The 5289-nt window shown below is 36.6% G+C and carries 6 protein-coding genes and 1 rRNA gene; 1 reads left to right on the top strand and 6 read right to left on the bottom strand.

Features of this window, described 5'->3' with window-relative positions; translation table 11 throughout:
* From ACEW8O_RS25130 to rpmH, 6 genes are all read right to left on the bottom strand, one after another.
* A 16S ribosomal RNA gene (locus ACEW8O_RS25130) occupies positions 1–96 on the bottom strand; the annotation flags it as partial.
* Between the two features lie 378 nt (positions 97–474).
* Positions 475–981 carry a DUF2480 family protein gene (locus tag ACEW8O_RS25135; protein ID WP_373497384.1) on the bottom strand — a complete coding sequence of 169 codons (507 nt, stop codon included), beginning with the start codon at positions 979–981 and terminating at the stop codon, positions 475–477.
* Positions 978–1667, bottom strand: coding sequence for a tRNA (adenosine(37)-N6)-threonylcarbamoyltransferase complex dimerization subunit type 1 TsaB (gene tsaB / locus ACEW8O_RS25140; protein ID WP_373497385.1), 690 nt, complete (start codon positions 1665–1667; stop codon positions 978–980). The genes ACEW8O_RS25135 and tsaB overlap by 4 nt, the downstream gene beginning before the upstream one ends.
* Positions 1667–3340, bottom strand: a complete 1674-nt coding sequence (locus tag ACEW8O_RS25145; protein WP_373497386.1) for a S41 family peptidase — start codon at positions 3338–3340, stop codon at positions 1667–1669. Before ACEW8O_RS25145 ends, tsaB begins: the two co-directional genes overlap by 1 nt.
* Before the next feature lie 20 nt (positions 3341–3360).
* On the bottom strand, positions 3361–3726 hold the full coding sequence (rnpA, locus tag ACEW8O_RS25150) for a ribonuclease P protein component (RefSeq protein WP_373497387.1): 366 nt from the start codon (positions 3724–3726) through the stop codon (positions 3361–3363).
* 46 nt (positions 3727–3772) lie between these two features.
* Positions 3773–3931 (bottom strand): 50S ribosomal protein L34, encoded by a 159-nt coding sequence (rpmH, locus tag ACEW8O_RS25155; protein WP_194975274.1) that lies wholly within the window; start codon positions 3929–3931, stop codon positions 3773–3775.
* Between the two features lie 140 nt (positions 3932–4071).
* Here rpmH and ACEW8O_RS25160 point away from each other — a divergent pair.
* Positions 4072–5289: M61 family peptidase (locus ACEW8O_RS25160; RefSeq protein ID WP_373497388.1), on the top strand; the 1218-nt coding region annotated here is incomplete at its 3' end.

A 5289-nucleotide genomic window follows, 5' to 3' on the forward strand; every position in this document is an offset into this window, starting at 1 on the left:
CTCATGGTCCCATTGCTGGTCCCACTGCCGTCCGACTTGCATGTATTAGGCCTGCCGCTAGCGTTCATCCTGAGCCAGGATCAAACTCTCCATTGTATAGTTTGTTTCGCCACCGTTTTTCAGGTGGCATGTTTCCTGCCCATCTTGATTAAGACACATAAATGTGCCTGTATTGTCGTTTCGTTTCCAGTATTTCAATGAACTTTTCCTCTTCATTAAGAGGCTTGTTTAAGGGCTTATCCTCAAAAGCGAGTGCAAATATCGGAATTAAATTTTAAACTGCAAATCCGGACAGAAAATTGCAAGAATTATTATTAATCCCTTAAATCCAATATTTTTTCAAATTATTAACATCTGTGTCCTTCTAACTCAAATGGGATTGCAAACTTATCGGACTTTAACAACATTACCAAATAGGTAATTCAAAAAACATTAAACTTAACAGGTAAATAACTGTATGTAAGAAGTATATTTTTATTTGGGCGACTTAAAAAGAGGTACAGTACTACATGGCTCCCCGTACATGACTGATTTGGCATAAGGCTGAACAATGGACAGTATCCTTCCATATGCAAATATTGGAACAGGCTGTTTACTACAACCTTTAATGACAACAGGTTTTCCGGAGTATAACATAGGATCGATTTTGGAAAGAGATTTCTCAAACAAATGCTGTTCTAATGACTGAAGATCTCCAATAATGTACTCTACATTTAAGTTGGTCAGATATGTCCCTACCAACATAAAGGCCCAATTGGGTACTATGGCATCTGCACTGCAATGCACTGCAATCAATTTGTCCTTAAATATATTCCAATCCAATTCTTTTAATGCAGCACGGAAATCTTTCTCTCGCAAGACCAACCCTTCAAACAAGAATTCTTTCAAATCAAATACAACCCGCTCTTCTGACCTGTAGAACTCTTCAAGATCAATGGTGACAATTGGGCTATTTGCTACCCTATTTACAATTTCATTCATATGATTAAAGGGTTCTTTTTTGAAGCAATAACCCTGAACTCTTTTAAGTAGTTCGGCTCAAAATAGGCAAGATCCTCAAATTCGTTTTTTTGAAATTTCTCAAATGCCAGTGTCCCCATTGATTTTGAGGAATTCAAAACGTTAGGGAAAACAGCATTTTGATGATCGAGAATCTCTTTCAATTTTTCAACGCCATCACCAATGAAATATACTTTTCCATTATTTAAATACTCCAAAAACGGATTATCATTCAATATTAGAGGATGGGGAGATTCAATTATTTCACCTCTATAAGACACGATGGACGTATAAACCTCCATCCTTCTTGCATCTATCAAAGGTATAATAACATCGCCATCACTACTTACCGGAATTATTTGATGGGCCAAAGCCAATAAAGTATCTACTCCAATGAGCGGGATATCATGGGCGTATACTAAACCCTTGGCAACAGAAACCCCAATCCTTAGTCCCGTATATGAACCTGGTCCCGAAGAAACAGCAACCGCATCGAGATCCTTAGTGTTAATTCCAAGATTTTTGAACAGACTTTCAATTAATAGCAATAGTTTTTTGGCGTGGACATTTTCCTGGTTTAGCTCCATCAAACCTAAAAAATTTCCATTTTGATGCAGGGCCACTGAACATACCGATGTTGCCGATTCTATAGAAAGAATGAGGGCCATTAATTTTGGTTCTTCTTTACAGATGCTGTGAGGATTCTATGTACCTCAGTGGAATTGGAAAGAACTTCCAATGCCGACTTGATCTCATCATCATTTGCCAAAGACGATTCAATAACCCCTTCTTGATAGAAATACCTGGAAACAATTTCCTCTCGCATGGCTTCCTTGATTTCATCCTTGAAAGTGACCAAATCCTGTTCTTTATTATGACTCACCTTTTTCTTAAGATCTTCAATTGTCAATTTAATATCCTCAAAGAATTTTTCCTTTTCAGCGTATTTTTCCAAATCGTTTATAGTCTTCTCAACATAGGTAGTATAGTCATAATCTTTTCCCTCCAACCAATTGACGAATTGATCATATACAGCGTCTGAGACTTCAAAATCTCTGGGACTTCCGATATCACTGTTTTCAATTGAAAATTTATTACCGAAATCAAAAATCAGACTCCTGGCCACAAGACTATAAGTAATCGGAGAATAATTTTTGGCAGCGATCTCTTTGTCAGGCTCAATTCCCGCACCATCAAGAACAACTCTTCCATTTTTTGTTTTGAACTCATTCCTCAAACTATCCGGTATAGAATTAGAATTACCGTTTTCATCTTTCAGACTGTAGTCTATCGCTTGGATGCATCTTCCACTGGGTATATAGTATTTTGCAGTAGTTACTTTAATCTGGGAATTGTAAGAAAGAGGGATGGTAGTCTGCACAAGGCCTTTTCCAAAAGTTTTTCTTCCAATCAAAACTGCCCTGTCATAATCCTGAAGTGCCCCTGCTACAATCTCCGCCGCTGAAGCACTTCTTTCATTGATAAGTACAACCAATGGTATATCTTTATCCAAAGGCGATTTGGTTGTTTTATAAACCATGTTTACACTCTCCAACTTGCCAATAGTGCTCACCACTTCTTTGCCTTTTGGAATGAAAAGATTGACGATTTCCACAGCCTCTTTCAAAATCCCTCCAGGATTGTCCCTCACATCCAACACCAATCTCGTAATCCCTTGGGATTTCAAATCATTCAATGCGTTTCTCACATCTGAAGCAGCATTGGTGGTGAAATCAGAAAGTTTGATATATCCTGTTTGATCATCAATTTTTCCATAGTATGGGACATTGCTGATCACTATTTTTTTTCTGGTCAAATCGACTGAAAGGGTATCGTCACCTCTTTTGACCTGAACAAATACTTTGGTATTTGCAGGACCTTTTAATAGTCGTGAAATATCCGAAGTGAGTTTATCAGTAACGTCAATTGTATCTACCTTGAGTAACTGATCACCTATCCTAAGTCCACCAGCCTGGGCAGGAAAACCTTTATATGGCATCAATATCATATTGACTCCTGTACGGTTTCCGATCAAAGCTCCAACTCCGGCATACTCTCCCGTGGTCAAAAGCCTGAAATCATCAGAATTTTCTTCGGGAATATATTCTGTATAGGGATCAAGTTCCTCTAGCATCGCATTGATACCAATGGTAACCAACTCCTCTGCATCAATTTCATCAACATAATAGGAATCAAGCTCCCTTACCAATGAAGCGAAAATGTCCAGGTTTTTGGCAATAGCAAACAACTTGTCATTTTTACTGACAAAAGAAAAAAGCATCCCTACTGAAAGCAGGATTGCAAAAGTCAATAGAATCGGTTTTTTAATGGTCTGCTTCATGAATAAATATTTCTAATTTGTTAAGATTCGTTAATTGTTGCAAGAATTCTCCTTAGCTTGTTTTGGATGCCCTGAAATGTAGCGATTTCCGATGAAACGTATATTAGGCCAATAATTCTTTTTTGATCCGAAAGGGGTGTTAATAAATGCTTATTGAGTCTATAAGCCTCCTTTATTCTTCTTTTAATAAGATTTCGCTGTACAGCTTTTTTGACCTTCTTCTTTGAAACGGAAAAAAGCACCTGATAGGTTTCCGATTCCAATGAGCCGGTTTCCAATACCAAGACTTTGAACGGATATAAAAAAAAAGAGGAACCTTTGTCAAAAAGTTCCTTGATCAACTTTTGAGAATGTAATCTCTCATTCTTCGTAAGCCTTTTATTCATTGCATATATTTTGACGTATGTAAAAATACGAAAATTAATGCGGGAATTATTTCTTCAATGTTTTCTCTGAAGAAACAGTAAGCTTATGTCTTCCTTTTGCTCTTCTGGACTTCAATACCCTTCTTCCGTTGGCAGAGGACATTCTAAGTCTGAAACCATGCTTATTTCTTCTTTTTCTACGAGAAGGCTGAAATGTTCTTTTCATGACGCTATCTTTTTAATATTTTTTGCTTTCCTAATCCAATCCTGAGAGGTATACCCATAAAAGGACTGCAAATATAGATAGCTTTTTTTTATTTACAAACCTGACAATTACTTTTGTTTTAAATCAAAACCCAAAGGTAAATGATTTATACCATTTCCAGAAAATCAATCCCATCACAATTTATTCAGGTCCATCTATCATTGGAATGTCGTGAAAATGAAGTTATTCATCTACAACTACCAACATGGAGACCCGGAAGATATGAATTGACAAATTATGCCCAGTTTCTTAAAGACTTTAAAATAAGTTTTGGAGGAAAGGATATTTTATGGAAAAAAATTTCGAAAGACCTTTGGCAATTTCAAGCTAAAAAAAATGGTAAGTATTCTATTCATTATGAATTCTATTGTAATAGGATGGATGCAGGAGGGTGCTGGTCGGATGAACAGCAACTCTATCTTAATTTCAGCAATTTTGTTTTCGATATCAAGGAGCGCCAAGAAGAGGGAATTGAAATAGAAATCGATCTACCGGATTCATATAAGGTTGCTACATCACTTTTTGAAAATGGGGATTTCAAGTGGACAGCAAGGAATTTTCAGGAACTTATAGACAGTCCATTGATCGCAACTGAAAACCTTGAACATCTTTGCTATCAAATCAATGATTCAATATTCCATATTTGGTTGAATGGTGAAATATTTTTTGACAAAGAAACCTTAAGGTCAGCCTTTCATTCATTTACCCAAGTTCAAATTGAAGCTTTTGGGGAATTCCCGGCAACAGATTATCATTTCATGATCCAACTTTTGCCCTTTAAACATTATCATGGTGTTGAACATGCCTTTTCGACTGTAATAACTTTAGGACCTGCCAAAAGTCTTTCTGAAAAAAAGCAAATGGACGAATTGGTAGGGGTTTGTTCGCATGAGTTATACCATTTTTGGAATGTCTGCAGAATAAGACCAAAACCCATACTCCCTTATGACCTTTCCAAAGAAGTCTATCTTCATTCTGGATTAATCATGGAGGGAATTACTACCTACATGGGAGATTTGTATCTAATGAAATCCGGCTATTTTACATTAAATGATTATTTAGAAGTACTCAAAAAAGATATCCAAAAAGATTTTGACAACTTCGGTTGGAAAAATCAATCCGTAATTGAGTCCAGTTATGACCTTTGGCTCGACGGTTACAAAACAGGCATTCCGGATAAAAAAGTTAGTATTTATACCCATGGCGCTCTGATTTCATTGTGCCTTGATTTAATGCTACTGGACGAAAAAACTTCATTACAGGAAGTGATGAAAGATATGTGGCAAAGGTTTGGCAGAAATCAAATCGGATATTCATTT

The sequence above is a fragment of the Aquiflexum sp. genome (assembly GCF_041749095.1).
GTDB lineage: Bacteria > Bacteroidota > Bacteroidia > Cytophagales > Cyclobacteriaceae > Aquiflexum.